Origin of the sequence: Thermoleophilum album, assembly GCF_900108055.1 — a bacterium.
Classification (GTDB): Bacteria; Actinomycetota; Thermoleophilia; order Solirubrobacterales; family Thermoleophilaceae; genus Thermoleophilum; species Thermoleophilum album.
Map to the genome: position 1 here is coordinate 1,157,447 of NZ_FNWJ01000001.1, position 18,761 is coordinate 1,176,207.

The 18,761-nt window shown below is 70.2% G+C and carries 10 protein-coding genes and 1 pseudogene; 8 read left to right on the plus strand and 3 right to left on the minus strand.

Annotated elements, in window-relative coordinates:
• Nucleotides 1–3 precede the first annotated feature (3 nt).
• From BLW41_RS05700 to BLW41_RS10715, 3 genes and pseudogenes are all read left to right on the plus strand, one after another.
• Nucleotides 4–1,068, plus strand: coding sequence for an MBL fold metallo-hydrolase (locus tag BLW41_RS05700; protein WP_093117007.1), 1,065 nt, complete (start codon nt 4–6; stop codon nt 1,066–1,068).
• A gap of 53 nt (nt 1,069–1,121) precedes the next feature.
• Nucleotides 1,122–1,361 (plus strand): annotated as a pseudogene (locus BLW41_RS11515) (SDR family oxidoreductase); the annotation flags it as partial.
• Nucleotides 1,362–1,404: 43 nt separating this feature from the next.
• Complete coding sequence (locus tag BLW41_RS10715; RefSeq protein ID WP_143038610.1) at nt 1,405–1,839, plus strand: NAD-dependent epimerase/dehydratase family protein; 435 nt, start codon at nt 1,405–1,407, stop codon at nt 1,837–1,839.
• Here BLW41_RS10715 and BLW41_RS05710 read toward each other — a convergent pair.
• Nucleotides 1,836–3,599 carry a penicillin-binding transpeptidase domain-containing protein gene (locus tag BLW41_RS05710; protein ID WP_093117011.1) on the minus strand — a complete coding sequence of 588 codons (1,764 nt, stop codon included), beginning with the start codon at nt 3,597–3,599 and terminating at the stop codon, nt 1,836–1,838. The genes BLW41_RS10715 and BLW41_RS05710 overlap by 4 nt on opposite strands.
• A 151-nt stretch (nt 3,600–3,750) precedes the next feature.
• Here BLW41_RS05710 and BLW41_RS05715 point away from each other — a divergent pair, with 151 nt between their 5' ends.
• Nucleotides 3,751–4,896, plus strand: coding sequence for a MarP family serine protease (locus tag BLW41_RS05715; RefSeq protein ID WP_143038611.1), 1,146 nt, complete (start codon nt 3,751–3,753; stop codon nt 4,894–4,896).
• Nucleotides 4,897–4,990: 94 nt separating this feature from the next.
• Nucleotides 4,991–7,405, plus strand: a complete 2,415-nt coding sequence (locus tag BLW41_RS05720) for a type IA DNA topoisomerase (RefSeq protein WP_093117015.1) — start codon at nt 4,991–4,993, stop codon at nt 7,403–7,405.
• Here the strand turns inward: BLW41_RS05720 and BLW41_RS05725 are convergent.
• Nucleotides 7,402–8,478: a metallophosphoesterase gene (locus BLW41_RS05725; RefSeq protein WP_093117017.1), complete on the minus strand. Its 1,077-nt coding sequence runs from the start codon at nt 8,476–8,478 to the stop codon at nt 7,402–7,404. The two genes, BLW41_RS05720 and BLW41_RS05725, sit on opposite strands and share 4 nt — an antisense overlap.
• Before the next feature lie 52 nt (nt 8,479–8,530).
• On the opposite strand from BLW41_RS05725, the gene BLW41_RS05730 reads away from it, so the two are divergent.
• The 3 genes from BLW41_RS05730 (at nt 8,531) to BLW41_RS05740 (ending at nt 16,925) form a co-directional block, all read left to right on the plus strand.
• Nucleotides 8,531–9,208 (plus strand): hypothetical protein, encoded by a 678-nt coding sequence (locus BLW41_RS05730; RefSeq protein ID WP_093117019.1) that lies wholly within the window; start codon nt 8,531–8,533, stop codon nt 9,206–9,208.
• Between the two features lie 23 nt (nt 9,209–9,231).
• Nucleotides 9,232–16,296: a PD-(D/E)XK nuclease family protein gene (locus BLW41_RS05735; RefSeq protein WP_093117021.1), complete on the plus strand. Its 7,065-nt coding sequence runs from the start codon at nt 9,232–9,234 to the stop codon at nt 16,294–16,296.
• Between the two features lie 212 nt (nt 16,297–16,508).
• Nucleotides 16,509–16,925 (plus strand): hypothetical protein, encoded by a 417-nt coding sequence (locus tag BLW41_RS05740; RefSeq protein WP_218138276.1) that lies wholly within the window; start codon nt 16,509–16,511, stop codon nt 16,923–16,925.
• A gap of 120 nt (nt 16,926–17,045) precedes the next feature.
• Here the strand turns inward: BLW41_RS05740 and BLW41_RS05745 are convergent, their stop codons facing one another.
• Entirely contained in the window at nt 17,046–17,771 is a 726-nt protein-coding gene (locus BLW41_RS05745) for a hypothetical protein (protein WP_143038612.1), read from the minus strand.
• Nucleotides 17,772–18,761: the final 990 nt, after the last annotated feature.

Consider the following 18,761-nt stretch of genomic DNA (forward strand, 5'->3'; position numbering starts at 1 on the left):
CCAATGGCATCGCAAGCCACGGCGGAGACGCTGGGCCTGAAGCCGATACCGGAGTTCGACGGCGTTTTCGATATCTGGCCGCGCGGTGACCGCTTGAAGGCGATCCGCGCTGCCGTCGAAGAGTTCAAGCGCCGCTTCAAGGAGCAGGGCCAGGTGATTGCGGTGCGGTCGATCGATCTTGCGGCGGCGCCCTACCTCACGAAGTTCGCGTTCCACGGGGCGGCGCGGGCGCTGAACCCCTACATCTCGATCAAGAACCGGATGGTCGTGGTTCGGTACCACGACTTCGAGGGGCGCCAACGCATCCTCGTCTGGGAACCGTCGGAGCCGGAGGGTTCCGCGGAGGCGCCCTTCTACACGCAGATGATCGAGAAGACGCAATCGAGCCGGCTCTACCGGTTCCTCGAGCACTTCACCTACAAGCAGTACACGACACCGCTCGAGGCGCTGCGCACTGCCGGCGTCGCGCCCGAGGACGTCGACTACATCAGCTTCGATCACCTGCACGTGCAGGATCCGCGTCTGATCCTGCCGCACTTCCCGAACGCCAAGCTGCTCGTGCAGTGGCGCGAGGTCGCCACCTTGCAGTCGATGCACCCGATGCAGTGGTACTGGTACGTCGAGGGCGGGCTCGACGGGATTCCCAATGAGCGGCTGGTGCTGCTCGACGGCGACGTCGAGCTCGGGCCAGGCGTCGCGATCGTTTGGACCCCAGGACACACCGATGGCAATCACTCGCTGGTCATCAACACGCCCGACGGTGTCTGGGTCTCTTCGGAGAACGGGGTCGCTTCCGACAACTGGCAGCCCCACCTCTCGCGGATCCCCGGAGTGCGCGAGTACGCCGTGAACATGCGGCGCGAGGTGTGCCCAAACGCCAACACGCTGGAGGACTCGATCGACCAGTACGACTCGATGGTCAAGGAGAAGACCATCGCCGATCCCTCGCGCCGTGATCCCCGCTGGAAACAGGTTTTGCCTTCGTCCGAGCTAGCGCCGTGGCGGCGGCAGTGGCCGGTCGTGCCGACGCACGTGCACGGGCCACTCAATTACGGGCCGCGCGAGTGAACGAGGCGAAGGCGGTGCTCGTAACGGGCGCCGCGGGCTTTATCGGGCAGACCGTGCGTCGGCGCCTCGCCGAGCGCGGTGTCGAGGCGCGCGGGATCGACCTCGTCGAGCCGCCTTCCGGCGACCTCGGGCGTGCCGCGGTCGGCGACGTCGCCGAGCGGGGTGCGTGGGAGCGCCTGCTGGAGGGGGTCGACGTGGTTGTCCACACGGCGGCCGTGGTGTCGAACGCGGCGCCCCTCGCTGAGCATTGGCGCGTTAACGTGCTGGGCACCCGCAACGTTGTCGCGGCAGCACGCGCTGCGGGCGTGCGGCGGGTCGTGCACCTGAGCTCCGTGCGTGCGCGCGCTCCTGCCGGCGCGCGGCAGCGGACTGTTCAGCCCGATCTACGTGGACGATCTCGTCGACGCGATCCTCCTGGTTTGCACGCACGAGCGGGCAGCGGGGGAGGTGTTCAACATCACCCCCGACGAAGCTGTCACCTGCGCGGAGTTCTTCGGGCACTACGCGCGCATGCTCGGGAAGCCCCCGCCGCGCGTCGCCCCCACCGGCGTCGCGCTCGTCCTCGCCGAAGTGCTCTCGGCCTTCGAGCGGCTGCGGGGGCGGCGGTCGGAGCTGAACCGCGAGACCGTGCTGTACCTGACGCGGCCCGGTGGCTACTCCAACGCGAAGGCGCGACGGTTGCTCGGCTGGCGGCCAACAGTCGACCTCGCGGAGGGCATGCGCCGCACCGAACAATGGCTGCGCGAGCGCGGTCTTCTGGGCACCACTTAACGCGAGCGGTCGCTCGCGGGGCCGGCGGCGAGCGTGGCGAAGACCTGCCGGGCAACCGGCGCGGCGGTGCGTCCGCCCTCGCCGGCGCGCACCAGCAGCACGCACAGCGCGAGCAGCGGCCGCCGGTAGGGGGCGAAACCGCAGAACCAGGCATCGGTGCGCGAGGGGTCATCGACCGGCCGCTCGACCCCCGCGGCTTGCGGCCTGCTCTCGAGTTCCGCGGTGCCGGTCTTGCCCGCGATCTCGACCGTCGGTAGGGCTGCCGAAACGCCCGTGCCGAACTCGACGACGGCGCGCATCATGCGCTTGAGCTGGGCCGCTGTGCGCGCCGACAGCGCGCGCTCCGGCCGCGCCGCGCCGGGCAGTACGTGTGGACGGGCGCGCTCACCGTCCGCTGCCACTGCCTGGGTAACGGAAGCCATCGCAAGCGCCGTGGCGAGCACGCGCCCTTGACCGATCGCGGTTGCCGCTAACTCGAGGGGCGAGCGGAGCTCGCTAGCCTGGGGCACGACGCTCGTCACCGCACCGGGCACTGGCGCTGGGCGGTTGAAGCCGAGCCGCTCCGCGGTCGCGACCAGGCGGCGCGCACCGATTCGCACGCCGAGCGGCGCAAACACTGAGTTACAGGAGCGCGCAAAGGCCTCCACGAGCGTGCCACCACACGGCTCGTCGTGGGCGTTGGCGATCGGCACCCCGTCGATGCGCGCTTCGCGGGCCACCGCGAAGCGATCCTCGGGTTTCGCAGTGCCCGCTTCGAGCGCGGCTGCTGCGGTCACGATCTTGAACGTCGAACCCGGCGGCTGGGCACCGGAGAGCGCGATCCCGGCAAGTGCTCGCACCGCGCCGTCGCGTGCGTCGAGCACGGCGATGCCCCCATAGCGGCCTCCGAGCGCGACCACCGCAGCCCGTTGCAGACGCGCGTCGATCGTCGTGCGCAGGGCCGGCGCTGGACGCGGGCGGGCGCGCGCAAGCACGCGACTGCCGGCCAGCAGAACGCCGCCGGGTCGACCGCGCAGACGCCGTTCGAAGGCCTGCTCAAGGCCCGAGCGCCCGACCGGCCAAGAGCTCGGGAAGCCAGCTGCGTAGAGCTGCTCCCGAAGCCGCGCACCGTCGAGCGGGGCGAGCGTGCCGGTGACCGGCAAGGCTGCGGCGCCCAGCGGCGATGAACGCGCCCAGGCCGGTCCCTGCGCCAGCGGCGTGCCGTCCCGCGCGAGGATCGCAGCCCGCGCCGGCAACAACTCCTGACGGCGCAAGCGTTCGCCGGGACGTAGCCCGGGGAACGCGAGCTCCGGTCCGAACAACACGCGGTTGCTTGCGAAACGCAGGCGAATTTCGCCGCGCAGCTTCCCGAATACGCGGGTGTGGGCGACGGCCGGGAGTGTCACAGCCCCGTCTCTTCGTCGCGGTTTGCCGACCTCGAGGCGACCCAGGGTTGCCGTCAGCCACTGCTCGCGAAAGGTGCGCGCAACATGCGCAACCGACGGTGCGCGAGCGGTCCGTGGATCGACGGTCGCCCGCGCAATCGCGTGCAAGTCGCGGCGTGCCAGCGCCTCGCCGAAGGCCGCTGCGGCGACCAGGCGGCGGTCGGGGCCGCGTGCTGCTTGCAGCACGCCGAACAGCGCCAAGAGCGTGAGGCTGGCCGCGAGCAGCAGGAGCCGACGTCGCTGCTGGGCGCGACCCGCCGATCGCAGCGATCGCCGCGGCGGGCGACCGCCGCCGCTCCTGCCCGCTCCCGACGACCTGCGGTGAGCGACTGCCAAGCGCTCATCAGACTAACGCCGGCGTGGGGCTTGACCGACGGTACGCCGTTGTAACGCTGCGCCGGCTACCGTGCGCATACAGCCGGCCGCTGCTGGGTCAAGGGAAGCCGGCCTGAGTGCGCTGGTCGGGGCAGAGTCGGGTTTGGCGAGCGTGAACGGAGCGGACTGGATCATCCTCACCTTCGTCGCCTTCATGGCGCTCGTCGGTTACGGCGAGGGCCTAATCGTCGGCCTTTCTTCGCTCGTCGGGTTCGTGGGCGGGGCCCTTGCCGGTGCCAAGCTCGCGCCGACGCTGCTCTCCGATCCTGGCTCGCCGTACGCCTCGTTTGTGGCGCTCGCGGCCGCGATCTTTCTCGGTGGCATAACCGCCGCGACGCTTGAGGCTCTAGGCGCCGAGCTGCGGCGACGAATTCGCGGTCGGCTCGGTTTGCTCGACGGCATCGGTGGGGCGGTGCTGCTCGCCGCGCTGGGTCTCGGGCTCGCCTGGGTCTTCGCAACCGGGCTTGCTCGCCTCGATCAGGGGCGCGAAGTACGGGCGGCGGTGCAACGCTCGTTCATCCTCAGTCGCCTCGGCGAGTACTTGCCGCGCCCGAGCGCGCTGTTAGACGCCCTAGCGAAGCTCGATCCGCTGCCGCGCATTAGCGCACCGCCAGCCGGTGTCGCGCCGCCGGATCCGACCGTCGCTACCGACCCTGACGTCGCCCGTGCCTCGGGCAGCGTGGTGCGGGTCTTGGGAACGGCTTGCGGGCTTGGTATCGAGGGTTCGGGTTGGGTGGCGCGACCGGGCGTGGTCGTCACCAACGCGCACGTTGTCGCGGGCGAGACCGACACCACGGTCCAGGTGCGAGGGGTCGGAGTTCGCTACCCGGCCCGCGCGATCTGGTTCGACCCGCGCAACGACGTCGCCGTGCTCTCGGTCCCGGCGCTGTCGTCGCTGCCGGCGCTGCCGCTCGCGCCTGCCGCACCGGTTGGCGAGTCGGCGGCGGTGATCGGCTACCCGCTGAACGGTCCACTGGCGATCGGGGCGGCGCGAATCGGTCGAACGGAGGCCGTGCTGACCCGCGACATCTACGGCGGCGGACCGGTTTTGCGGCGGGTCACCGCCTTCCGCGGCGTTGTTCGTTCAGGCAACTCGGGAGGCCCGCTGGTCGACTCTGCCGGACGGGTTCTCGGGACCGTGTTCGCGACCGCTCGCGACAGTGCGCGTCCGACCGGTGTGGCGGTTCCGAACGACGTCGTTCGCCAGGCGTTGGCGCGCGCTTCGACACCGGTCGACACCGGGCCTTGCGCTCCCTAGGCAGCGCCTGTGAGCTGCCCGGAGAGGCGCTCGAGCGCCGGTCGGTGGGCAGCATTAGGCGTCGGCCGGGCGACATGCGTACCCTCTCTGCGCGATGAGCGTTGCCTCCAAGACACTCGTGGTCGCCGAAAAGCCGTCGGTCGGACGGGACATTGCGCGTGCCCTCGACGACCGCTTCAAGGAGGCAAAAGACGGGACCCATCTAGTCGGCGAGCGCTACATCGTGACCTGGGCGATCGGTCATTTGGTGACCCTCGCCGAGCCCGACGCCTACGACGCGCGCCTCAAGCGCTGGCGCTTCAGCGATCTGCCGATCCTGCCCGAGCGCTTCAAGCTGGTGCCCAACGACGCCAAGTCGGAACGCCAGCTGCGCGTGATCCACGAGCTGATGCGCTCTGACGAAGTGGCCGAGATCGTCAACGCCTGCGACGCCGGGCGGGAGGGCGAGCTGATCTTCGCCTATGTCTACGAGACGGCGGGAGTCGACAAGCCCGTCAAGCGTCTGTGGCTGAGCTCGATGACGCGCCAGGCAATCCGAGAGGCCTTCGAGAACCTGCGTCCGGGCGAGGAGATGAAACGCCTCGAGGCCGCGGCACGCTCGCGCTCCGAAGCCGACTGGGTGGTTGGGATGAACGCCACGCGTGCCGCGACGATCCGTCTGCGGTCGGCGTTCGACGGGGCGGTCTCGCTCGGTCGGGTACAGACGCCGACGCTGGCGCTCGTCACCCGCCGCGAGCAGCAGATCCGCGACTTCAAGCCCGAGCCGTACTGGCTGATCGAAGCCGCCTTCGCGGCTTCGGGCGAGCGCACCTACCGGGGTCGTTACCTCGGCGGCAAGCGCATCCCGAAGGCCGAGGAGGCGCAGGCCATCGCCGACGCCGTGCGGGGTCGCCGGGGCACGATCACCAAGCTCGAGAAAAGCGAAGAGCGTGAGCGCCCGCAGCTCCTCTACGACCTCACCTCGCTGCAACGGCACGCCAACGTGCTCTTCGGCTTTTCCGCGAGGCGCACGCTGAACGCGGCCCAGCGTCTTTACGAGGAGCACAAGGCGATCACCTACCCCCGCACCAACTCGCGCTACCTGACTGGCGACCTGGTCTCCGAGATCAAGCCAACGGCGGAGCTGGTTGGTCGCAACCCGCAGTACGCGCGTGCCGCGGAGTACGTCCTCTCGCTCGAGCGGCTGCCGCTTCAGAGGGTCGTCGACGACACCAAGGTCGAGGACCACCACGCACTGATCCCCACGCGGGCCGAGCACGACCTATCGAAGATGGGCCCGGACGAGCTGCGCATCTACGACCTCGTGGTGCGCCGCTTCCTAGCGGTCTTCCACCCCGACGCCGTCTATGAGCGCACGCGGGTGGAGACGACCGTCGAAGGTCACGTTTTCCGCACCAGCGGACGGCGGCTGGTAGAGGCCGGATGGAAGGCCGTCTACGGGGAGCAGGCGGAGGAGCCGGAGGGCGACGACGACAGCGGCGGCGACCAGCTACTGCCGAAGCTCGAGCGGGGCGAGGAGGTCGAGACACGCAAAGTCGACGTGCTCGAGAAGGAGACGCAGCCGCCGCGGCGCTACACCGACGCTTCGCTGCTCGCGGCGATGGAGACGGCCGGTCGCGAGATCGAGGATCCGGAGCTGCGCGAGGCGCTCAAGGACTCAGGGATCGGAACTCCCGCCACGCGCGCGGCGATCATCGAGCGCCTGATCGAGGTCGGCTACCTGGAGCGCGATGGGCGCACGCTGCGTCCGACCGAGAAAGGCATGCAGGTCATCCGCCTGCTCGGCGATCATCCGCTGACCTCGGCCGAGTTGACCGGCGAGTGGGAGCGGCGCCTAGCGCTGATCGAGCGCGGCCAAGACACGCGGCCGGCGTTCATGCGCGACATCGCCGACTTCACGACCAAGACCGTCGAACAGCTCGACCAGCTTAAGAACGTGCGGATCGAGCGGGCGCGGCTCGGACCGTGCCCGATCTGCGGACGCGAGATCGTCGAGAACCGACGCGGCTTCTCCTGCTGGTCGAAGGACGATCCCGGTTGCGGCTTCGTCATCTGGAAGCGCAAGGCGGGGAAGACGCTGTCGGCCGAGGTCGCCAAGGAGCTGATCGAGAGTCTGCGGGCGTCGATCGAGCGCGGTGACAACCCGCCCGTCGGGCGCACCGAGAAGCCGGTGACTGGCTTCAAGGGGCGCTCCGGTCGGACCTTCCGCGCACGCCTGCGTCTTGAACGCGACGAGCAGGGTCGCTGGCGCGTCGAGTTCGACGAGCAGTGGGCGCAGCCGCGCGAGGGGGAGGACGAAGGGGCGGAAGTGCCCGCGAGCGGGGCGGCCACGAACGACGGCAGCGGCGCAGCGGCGGTCGCTGGCGAGAAGGAGCTCGCGGTTGACGGATCGAACGGAGCGAGTGCTTCGACCGACGGCGCAGAGCAGGCCGAGCCGGTCGCCGCCGGTGCCGCTGCAGCATCGCCGACGCGCCGGCGCGCACGCCGCACGCGTCCGCGCGCGAGCTAGCTGTTGACGAGCCGCACGAGTTGAGGATCCCCGCGTTCGGCCACGATCAGCGCGAAGCCGGGCGCGTAGCCACCCAGACCGTTGCTGCTCGCCAACGCCGGTTCGGCGATCCAACAGCCGCTGTTCCAAAGCTTGACGCCGCCCGGTAGCTGCCACTCGCCGCGCTCGTCGCCGTGCAAGGGGCCGGCGCGATGGGTGTGACCGAAGATCACGTGGCTCGCTTCGATCGACAGCGAGCGCACGACTTGGCCCATCGCGCGCAGACCGGCCCGCCGCAGCGCGTTGCCGTCGAGTGCCGCTTCGAAGCCGTGTATACCGGCTCTGCGCAGCAGCGCGAGGGTCGCTTTCACGCCGCCGAGCAGCGCGACCTTGCGGGCCCGGCCGAGCGCCGTGCGGCGCTGGTCGTTGGCCGCTAGCCACACCGTGCGAGAGAGGCGGCCGCCGGAGACGAGCGCGCGTGTTGGTGCCAGCTCAGGAAGTTCGCCGAGCAGGGCGTACAGGGGTCCCAAAGCGCGCTCGTGCTCGTCGGCGCTAAGTGGTCGCCACCCCCGCCCGCGTGTGCGCGCGACGAGGGCGGCCGCGAGCGACTCGATCTTCGGGACGCTTAGGTGCGCGTCAAGGTAGTGCCCGTGGGTCGCGTAGACGTCGCTGCGCAGCCGCAGCCCCGGGTAAGCGAGCTCGACCGCTGCGGGAGCCAGCACCTCGGCCAGCGCAGCGGCGAGCGGGGAGGCGTCGGTGGCGGGCAGTCTAAGCCCCTCGGCAGCCAGGGTCCTACCGGCCAGACGCTCGCGCTCGACCAGCGGCCGCACCAGGGCGTGGTCGTGGTTACCGGGTACCAGCACGAAGGTGGCGTGCTCACGGGCCGCTTGAGCGAGCGTGCGCAGCAGCGGGCGTGCGCGCGCGAGCGCGGCGCGGGCAGGTAGCTCACGCAGTTCGAGCAGGTCGCCGAGCAACACCACGCGATCGACCTCGGCGACAGCCGCCGCCAGCGCCTCTCGATAGGGATCGCGCAGGGCAAGGTCGAAGCCCGAAGCGGCGCCGAGATGAAGGTCCGAAACCACAAGCGTCCGCACGCCGCCATGGTGGCAGCGGTCGCTAGCGGATGCGCGCTAGCCTCGCACGCGCGTGCCGCGCTTCTGCGCCCACAACCGTCTACTCGCGAACTGCCCGCTTTGCCGTACGGGCACGCCCCTCGACCCGTCGTTCGCCTTGCGCGAGCAAGCGGCGAAACGCTCGACGGGTGCCGTCAGCCGCGGGCGGGCCCGCTCGCCGGGGCGCCGCGCGCCGCGGCCGGGAGCGCCCTCACCCGGTGTGCGGGGACGGGCAGCGGTCGCCGGGCTCGAGGACGAGGCGGGTCAGCGCTACGAAGTGCGGCTCGAAGCGGTACCGGGTGGCGTTCGGCTCGCCGAGTGGAGCGGCGGCACGATCCGCCGCCGCGCACCGCGCCTACCGGTGGCCGACCTGGTGCGTCTCGGCCAGGAGCTCGCCGCCACCGGCGCGCTCGCGGGGCCGCTCGGTGAGCGGCTGGCGGCGGCCAGCGGGCGGCTCGCCGCCCTCGCTGCGCAGCTAGCCGGCGCTCAAGCTGCCGGTGACGACGATCGCCGGGCGGTCGTCGGGGCGAGCGCAGGCCGCGCCGGCGACCTGCGCGACGAGCTGCGGGTCGAGCTGTTCGAAGATGGGACGGCGCGCGTGGGCCGCTGGGTCGAGCTGCCTCACCGCGGCTTCCAGCTCCGCGAGGCGCCCGTTTTGATGCCGATCGAGCGGCTGGTGGAAGCGCTAGAGCGGCTCGCCGACGATCGTTAGGTCGCTCCGATGATTTCCTGACGATGTCGTTACGTTTGGTGCTCGGTCCCGCCAACGCCGGCAAGGCCGGGCGCGTGCTCGGTGCCCTGCGTTCCGCCGGCGACCGCGAGCGGATCGTCTGTCTGCCGCGGGCCGCGGATGTAGAGCTCGCGCGTCGCGAGCTCGCCGCCGCGGGTGCGGCGCTCGGTGTCCGCGCCCTCAACTTCCCGGGGCTCGTCGACTATCTCGCTGAGCGCCTGGAGGTGGCAGACGCACCGCTTTCGCAGCCAGCGCTCGCGCTCGTTACGCGGCGGGCGATCGAGAGCACCGAGCTCGTAGAGCTGGCTGCGGCGAGCAAGACCCCCGGCTTCGTGAGCGCGGTGGTCGAGGCGCTCGCCGAATTCGACCAAGCGGCTGCCGACCCCGAGCGTTTGGCGGAGCGCTCGCGGCGGGTCGCGGCGTCGGGGCCAGATAGCGCCGAGGGCCGCGAGCTGCGCGAGCTGCTAGCGATCCACCGGCGACGGCGCGAGTTCCTAGAGCGGATCGGGCGCGCGACCGACGAGCGGCGCGCCCGCCTCTGCGCCGAGCGTCTGTCCGAGCGACCGAAAGCGCTTTACAGCTCGGCGTCGCCGCCGCTTCTCGGTCTTTACGGCTACGACGACTTCATGCCCGTCCAGCGCGACCTCCTGAAGCTGCTCAGCGAGCAGGCGGGCTGGGAGCTGATCGTCTCGCTCCCGTACGAGCGCCGCGGCGCCAACGGCCGCGACGGCGTGCGGCCGGTGTTCGCTGCGGTCGCTGCGACCGTCGAGTTCCTGCGCCCGCAACGCCGCGAGCTTGTCGAGGAGTTACCCGCCTCGCCCCGCTACTACCGCGGGAGCGGGGCGCGAGCGCTGCACCAGCTCGAACGCGGACTGTTCGAACCGGCGGCGGGGCCGATCGACCCTGGGGGGGCGATCGAGGCGCTGCGCGCCGGTGGTGGCGAAGCCGAGCGGGAGCTGGTTGCCGAGAGCGTCGCGCGGCTGATCGAAGAGGATGGTTTCGACCCGCGGGAGATCGCGGTCGTGGTGCCCACCCGCGGGCGCTCGCTGGAGGTCGGCGCAGCGCTGGCGGCGCTCGGTATCGAGCACACGGTGGCGGCGCGACTGCCGCTGCCGCACACGCCGCTCGGCGCGGGGCTCGTGGCGCTCGCGCGAACAGCGCTGTCGCCCGAGGCGACGGCGGCGGAAGAGATCCTGCGTTACCTGCGGCTGCCCGGGATCGCCGAGCCGGCGCGCGTCGATTACCTCGAGGAGCAACTGCGGCGTCGAGGGCTAACGACGGCGCGCGAGCTGCTCGAGCTGCTCGCCTCCGGAGGCGACCGCAGTCGTGGCCCGCGCGGCGGCGGGAGCGATCGTCTGCATCGCACGCTCGAGGGTCTGCGGGAAGCTGCGCGCCAGGGCGTCGACGCTTTTTCCGAGCGGCTCGACCGGGAGCTCGATCGCCTGCTCGCCGCACCGCTTCTTGGAGAGGCCGCAGCGGTCGCCGAAAAGCGCCCCGCCGGCACCGCCGCGCACCGGGCGACGCGTCGTCTCTTGCGCGAGCTTGCGTCGATCGCTGCCGCCGGCAACCCGCTCGGTCTCGAGCCCAGCGACGTCCTGTGGGCGCTCGAACGCGCGCTCGTCGAGTCGCCGGCGAGCGACCGCACAGGGCGGGTGACGGTGGCTTCCCCCGCCGAGGTGCGGGCGCGCCGTTGGCGGGCGGTCATCGTCACTGGCCTCGAGGCCGGCTCGTTCCCGCGTAGCGAACCGGTCGAGGGGGTGTTCGGGGACGCTCACCGCAAGCTGCTCGCCGACTCCTACGGGTTGCGCCTCGAGGCGGGCCCGCGCACGATCGAGCGGGAGCGCTTCCTCTTCTACGCCTGCTGCTCGCGTGCGGAGGAGCGGCTCGTCGTCTCTTCGCGCGAGTGCGACGACGACGGACGCCCGCTCGAGCCATCCCCGTTCTTGCGCGAGCTGCGTCGACTGATGCCGAAGGTCCCGGTGCGTCGCCGCCGGATCGGCGAGCTACCGTCGCGGTCGCGGTCGCGGTCGCGGTCGCGGTCGCTGCTGTTGCCGCGGCCGCAACAGCGACCGCGACCGCCGGTCACCCGCCCGCTGCTGCCCTCAGAACTCACGAAGCCGGCGCTGCGGCTCCTGGTCGGCAACGACGAGTATGCCGTCGCCGATCTCGAGCGCTTCGCCCAATGTCGCGCGGCGTGGTTGATCGAGCGGGTGGTGCGGCCCCGGTCGATCGATCCGGACACCGACGCCCTGGTCGCCGGCACGATCGTGCACGGGGCGCTGCGCAGGCTTTACAGCGAGCTGTTTACGCGCCCGGGCGAGGGTGTGCGTGAGTCTTCCAGGGAGCGCGTACGTAAGTGCCCCAGGGAGCAGGTACGCGCGGCGGTGCGTAGAGCCGCCCGCGAGCACCTCGGCGAGGGCGTCGACCTCGATTCGCCGCGCTTGCGTCCCTTGCTGGCGCGCGCAGCGCACGCGGTGACGCGCGCCCTGCGGCTCGACGCGAAGCTCCTGTGGGGAAAGGAGTTCGAACCGCGGCCCGAGCTCCTCGAGGTCTCCTTCGGCGGAGACACACCACCGCTCGAGCTCGGGGGTATCAAGCTGCGTGGGCGCATCGACCGTATCGATGTGGCGCCCGCCGGCGACGGCCCTGCGCGGCGCGCCGTGATCGTCGACTACAAGACCGGCCGACCGGACAGCGGGGCCGCACATGGGAAGTGGCTGGAGCGCGGGGTTCTCCAGGCGGGCGTGTACATGCTGGCGGCGCGCGAGCTCCGCGGCGCCGACGGCGCGAAGTTGGCTCCCGAGGGCGGCATTTACGCCTTCCTCGGCAACGACCCCGGCGTGCGCGGCGCACTCTCCGACGGCGCCGCCGGTCCCGGCCTAAGCCGGCAAGCGAAACGCTCGCTCTGCCTCGACGCAGACGAGCTCGAGGAGTTGTTGGAAGCGGTCGAGGAGCGAGTGGCCGAGCTTGTAGGGGAGCTTTCCGGGGGGTCGACAGTTTCCATTGAGCCCAACGCGGAGCGCTGTTCGAGTCGTGGGACCTGTTCTTACCCTGGGTTCTGCCGCCTCGAGAAGCAGTCATTCGTGGCGGGCAGCGAGGGAGGCGCCGTGTACGCCGAGGCGGCCGCAGCGGGCCGCCACATCGAGGAGGCCGCAGCGGACCCGCCTAGCGCCGCGTCGGAGGCGGACGCGGACGAGGCGGGGTCCTCCGACGCTCAGGCGGCGCTCACGCTCGACGAGGTCGTCGCCGCGCCGGCGGCGCTGAGCGCCGATGATCTAACCCCCGAGCAGCAGGCGGCGGTGGAGAACTCTGAAGACCCGCTCGTCGTCGTCGCCGCCGGCGCTGGGGTCGGCAAGACTCGTGTCCTCGTCGAGCGCTACGTCAAGCGGCTCCGCGACGAGCTTCAGCGCGAGCCCAGCGCAGCTGGCGCCGCCGTCGAGCGCCTGGTCGCGATCACCTTCACTGAGAAAGCAGCCGCGGAAATGCGCGAGCGCATCGCCGGTCGTCTACGCGCAATCGCCGACCGCGAGCGCGACCGGACGCTGGCGGACGCAGTCGAGGCGCTCGAGGGGGCGCCGATCTCGACCGTTCACTCGTTCTGCGCGCGCCTGTTGCGCAAGGAAGCCGTGCGGGCCGGTCTCGATCCGCACTTTCGCGTTCTCGATGAGCATGAGCAGCGGCGGGTGGCCGAGCGCGCGCTCGATCTTGCGCTCGAAAGGTTCACGGCGGCAAAGGGCGAAGTCGGCGACCGTGCCGCCGAGTTCATGGCCCGCTACGGTGCCGAGCAGCTGCGCTCCGACTTGCAAGCGGTGCACGCCGCGCTGCGTGCAGGTGCACTACCGCCGCCCGGCGCCTTCAAATCCTCCGACGCCTCCAACTCGTGGTGCCCGAAGTGCGGGCTCCCATTCTTCCCGGGTGCCGGCGCGCAGGCAGCGAACGGCGCCGATCGGACCTCCGAGCCCGGCGGGGGGTCGCCCGAAGCGGACGAAGCGCTCTTCTCGCGCGCCCTGCACGAGTTCGCGCACGCCTACGCCGACGAGCTGGAGCGCCGCTCGCTCTTGGACTTCGACGATCTCGAGCGGCGAGCGGTCGCTTTGCTCGAAGGCGATCCCGCGGTCGGCGCCCGTTGGCGGGGAGCGCTCAGCGAGATCCTCGTTGACGAGGCCCAGGATCTGAGTCCGCTGCAGCATCGCCTGCTTCGTGCGCTGCACGGTGGCGAGGGGTCCGCGGGTAGCGAAGGCGCCCCCGCTGGCGACGGCCCCGTGGGTGCCGACGGCGCCCCGCGGCCGACCCTTTTCCTGGTCGGCGACGAGCGGCAGTCGATCTACGGCTTCCGGCACGCCGAGGTGGCGCTCTTCACCGAGACCACCGATTGCGCTGAAAAGGCCGGCGCCTTGATCGCCGTCGACACGAACTTCCGCAGCCATCCGGCGCTTCTCGACGTTGTGAACGGCACCTTTTCGCAGCTCTGGGGCGAGCCTCCGGAGCCCTCGCGCGAGAGTCGGCAGCGCCCACCGTGGGCGGCCCGTCACCGCGACCTCAAGCCCGGCCGCGAAGCCCAGCGCAACGACGAAGGTCCGCGCGTGGACCTGCTAGTGGTCGCCGCCCCCAGCAAGGCCCGTGCACGCTCGTCTGCGGGAGCGGGTGGTGGCGCACAAGCGGCCGCGTCGCTGACCGCGAGGGAGGCCCGGCAAGCGGAGGCCTGGCTGCTTGCCGACTACGTCTGGAAGCTTGCGCACGAAGGGGCGGAGAAGAATGGGGCCGAGAACCCCGGCGAGGTTCAGTGGGGCAGCTGGGCGCTGCTTCTGCGTAGCAGCAGCGACGCGGTGGTTTTCGAACGCGCCTTGGTGGCGCGGGGGATTCCCGTCTACAACGGCGCCGGCCGCGGCTTTTTTGCCCAGCTCCCCGTCCATGACGTGCTCAATTGGTTGCGGGTGCTCGCCAACCCGCGCGACGAGACCGCGCTGGCGGAGCTTTTGCTGTCACCGCTTGTGGGACTCGAGGCACAGAGCATCGCCTGGTTGGCCCTCGCGCCCGAGCTAGATCGGGACGGCGGGGGCGTGGGCGGCGAGTCGGCACGGCGGCCGCGCCGCGGGTCGCTTTGGGAGCGGTTACGCCGCGCGGCGGAACTCGGATCGGAGGTCGCAACTGCGCTGCCCAAGGACCAACGCGAACTTCTCGAGTGGGTGGTCGCGACGGTGGAGGACGAGCGCGCCAGCCTCGACGAACGACCCCTGGAGGAGCTGATCGAGCGGTGTCTCGAGCTCACCGGTTACCACAGCTATCTGTTGTCTTTGCCCGACGGGGTGCGCCGGCTCGCGAACGTGCGCAAGTTGCGTCTGATTGCGCGCGCCTTCGAGCGCGTCGAGGGTCGCGACCTGCGGGGCTTTTGCGACTCGGTACGCGAGCGGCAGATCGGCGGCGAGGCGCGCGAACCGGAGGCCGCGTTGGCGAGTGAGGGTGCCGGGTCGCTGCGGATTCTCACGATCCACCAGTCGAAGGGCCTCGAGTTCGACAACGTGATCGTCGCCGACCTCGGCCGCACACCGGCTCGCGGTCGCGACAGCGGTGTGCTGGTTGTATTCGATGGCGGTGGGCCGCGGCTTGCCACCCGCCTGCGGCCGGCGCCGACGCTCGCCACGGACAGCGACCGGGAATACATCGAGAGCGCAGATTGGAAGGACCTCCAGAAGGTGATCAAGGCGCGCGGCCAGGCGGAGGAGGAGCGCCTTGTCTACGTGGCGATGACGCGCGCCCGCGAGCGCTTGATCCTCAGCGGTCGCTGCGACCCGGAGCTGCTCGAGCGGCCAGCGGCGCCCAATCCGCGCGAGCGGTCCCGAACGAGCAGCGGGGCCAAGCAGCACTCATCGGGCGCGTCGGCTCTGGACGAGTACGCCGATCGCGCGAAGCTCCCGCTCGCCGACTGGTTGTTCCCGGTGCTTCTCACGAACGGCGACAAGGTGCGGGTGACGAAGTGGGGGCCCTCGACGCCGGCGAACGCACGGCAGGCGCGTGGAGAGACGGTGGCGGGCGAAACCGCAGCAAGAAGCGTTGCCGACGCGGCTGCTGCGCCTGCTGCGACCGTCGCCTCCCCGGAAGCGGCGCCGCCGCGGGGGTGCCCAGGCGCGCCTTCCGTGAGCGAGGGGCGGCGACATCGAGTGTGCCCGCAACCGATTACAGAGCGCCCGCGCCCGAAATCCGAGCTTGTGCCGCGCTTGAGCTACACGCAGCTCTCGCTGTACGAGCGCTGCGGCTACCGCTACTACCTGGAGCGGGTGGCTGGCCTCACCGGTCGACCCGAGGACGACCGCCCTTGTGGCGCGCCAGCCGGCCGGCCGTCGCCGGGTGGGGCGCAAACGGTTGGCGACCGCCAGGCCGATCTCTCGTACCTGCTGGCGCGGGGGCGAATCGTGCATGCCCTGCTGGAGCGGATCGACCTGCGAAAGCCCCGGCCGCCGAGCCGTGACGAGGTGACGGAGGCGCTCGCTGCCCTCGGCGTAAGTGAAGAGCAGCGGCGCTCTGACGCCAAACTCTTGTGCGACCAGATCGACCGCTGGTTGCGAAGTCCGCTTGCCCAGCGCCTCCGTGGTTTTCGCGAATTGCGACGCGAGTATCCGTTCCTGCTGGTTGAACCCCTCACAGTGACCGGTGTCTTCGACCTCTGGGCGCAAAGTGCGGATGGCACCGGGAAGGACACCGTCGTGGTCGTCGACTACAAAACCGACCGGCTCGATGCACGCGACCCGGCGCAGTTGGTAGCCGACCGCTACGCCTTGCAGCAAGAGATTTATGGACTGGCCGCTTTGTGCGCTGGTGCGCCTTCGGTGGAGGTCGCGCACGTGTTTCTCGAGCGCCCGGAAGATCCGGTTGTGAAGCGCTTCGAGCGCGCCCAGCAGGAGGCGCTCAAGAGGGCGCTACACGAGCGGGCGGCGGGAATCGCGGCGGGCCGCTTCGAGCCGACCGAAAACCCCCATTTGGGCATCTGCCAAGGGTGTCCTGGTCGCGCCGGACTTTGCAAATGGCCGCCGGAGCTGACCGGTCGCTCCACCCCCGCCGCGACCACGGCTTAGCGGCGCACGGCTTGGGAGCTTCGTGGCGGCGTTGACAAATGTGCCGGCATGGTCGACGGTGCCGGCACATGGTCAACGGTGCCGGCGGCGGCAACTTTTTCCGTCGGCAGCCGTCCATATCTTCCGGGGCGACGCGCAGGCTCGAAGGACCGACACGGAAGACCAGGGACGAGATGCCGCTTTGCTTTATCGAGCCAAGGGATGCAATCAGGGTGATCGCCGACAGCGTTGGTCGCGAGGCGCGCAGACAGCTTCTTGATGGGATCATCCGCGCCTGGGTCGACGAGATCCCCGAGGACGAGCTCGAGCACCACTACGCGCGCGCTCTGGAGGAGCTCGATGAGGAGAACCTGTCGATGCTCGCTGCGTGGCACGCCGGCTTCGACGTTGGGCGTCCAGTAGCCAACAAGGATTTCTTGGTGCGCGCCTTCCCGCGGCTTGGCCGTCATCGGCGAGAGGCCCTGCGCATCGCTGCTGTGTTCCGCGGCGAGGAGGCTCTCGACTCTGGTGCTAGCGAGCGCGCGGCGCTGGAGGCGGTGCTGCCGCGTCTTTCCGATGAGCGGCTGCTCGAGCTGACCTGCGAGGCGCTCGAGATCTACTGCTGGGACCGTCTCGGGGCCGACAACTAGCGGCGCGAGTGGGCGGCCGCGCGACGGCCGCCGTGCAGCGAGGCGGCGCGGCGGCGCCGCTGTGAGCGGGCCCCGCACGGGGCGTGGCTGCCCCGCGCGGGACGTGGTGGTGCTGGACGGTTATTGCGCGCGTGCGTCGCGGATGCTCACGATGGCGCTGTCGCTAGGCACGCCGCGGCGGGTGTAGGCCCTGGCAGCGACGGTGTCGGCGCCGAGTACGCGGTCGGGTAGGGCGATCCGGACGGTGCCGGTCAGTGCCCGCACCTCTACCTCTTCGCTTGTGGCCGGGAAGGTCGCCTTGTCGGCGTCGCGCACAGTGAGCTCGATGATGTGGGGCTTGCAGCGCCGGTCGAAGCGGTAGAAGCGGTATTTGACGGTGACGGTGCGCTGGTCGCTGCGTTCGGCCGAGATCCCGGGGCGCGGGGGGAGGTAGAAGATGCGCCGACCCCGCGAGCTGCGGTAGGTGCGCTTACCGCAGCCGCGTTGGGGCGGGATCGAAGTGCGCCGGGGCTTGGGTGGCAGCGTCACGACCGTGCCGTCGCTGAGGGTTACCGTGCGGCCGTTTTGAGCAACGGTTTGGACGCTCTGCCCGGCCGCCTGCGCGGCTTCGCTCGCGTCGGCAGCGCCGGCCGGTGGGCCGCCTGCGGCGCCCGCCGGTCTTGTGCCGCCCATGGTGCTGGGTGTGCCGACAGCCGCCCGCTCCTTGTCGGAACCGCAACCCGCACCCACGAGCGTCAGTGCGGCGGCCAGCAACAGGCCACCGACTGCCGCGCGCGAGGGGGCGAGCGGCGGATGCGCCGCGGTGAAACTGTTAGCACGGTCTTTCCTTTGCCTTGGTGAGTGCACCATTTCGTTTCCTCCCCTGGGGGCCGTTCGTGAACGTAACACGCTGGTGCGTCACAGCTCAGTCGCCAACATAAAACCGTACCGGTACTACGATTCCGACCACTCCCCCGATGAGGAATGCGATTTCAACGAACCGGCTGTCTCGAGTGCGGACTGTTTGTGCTGCCCCCGCGATAGTGATGAGGATCGGCACGACCAGGAGCAGCAACCACAGACGGCTCTGGAGGAGGAGGTGGCAGGCTATGTGTAAGAACTTCACTTGATGTGGGCGGAGATGTACAGCGCAGCGACTCGCCGCGCCCCAGACAGCTACGAGTTGGATTGCGCAGGAGTGCGTAACAAAGAACGCGCAGAGCGCAAGCGGCGACGGGCCGGAAGCGTGATCCTTGACATGAGTACGATTCATGACCAACGATCTCTGCCGCTAAGCGAAAGTCGCGTAAAGGGGCAGTATAAGTAGCACCATTAGGCCTCCAACGAACCCAAGTATCAGTGGAAGAAAGCGGTTACGCTTAACTGCGAGCGAGCCGCCTACTGTGACGCTCGCAATAGGAGGCCACGCCAGCACGAGATAGTAACCGTAGACGTAGGGAGCGCACGGATGGTCGTAGTACGGTGCGAGACTCTCGCTACTACAAAGGAGCCCGAGCAGAATGAAGATCTCTATTAGATCCGTTAACGTCACGAGGAGTGTAGCGGTGATAGCGGCGACGACTATCACAACGGGACGCTTCCTAACAGGTATGATGGCGGTTCGCTAACAGGTACCAACGCCGTTCGACCACGCGTTCGGATCGCTCCATTTATCGCCTTTAGAGAGTGGACCTTTTGGGCTTTCACCAATTCGTCCACCATCACGAGGATCCGGCACGCCGTGTGAATCACCCCACCGCCCCGGCCATTGGAGCCAGCGGGGTAGCTTTTCGTCTTGGATGCGCACGAGTTCGGCTGTGTCGAGGGTGCCGCCGCGCCCGTCGGCGTGTTCGGCAG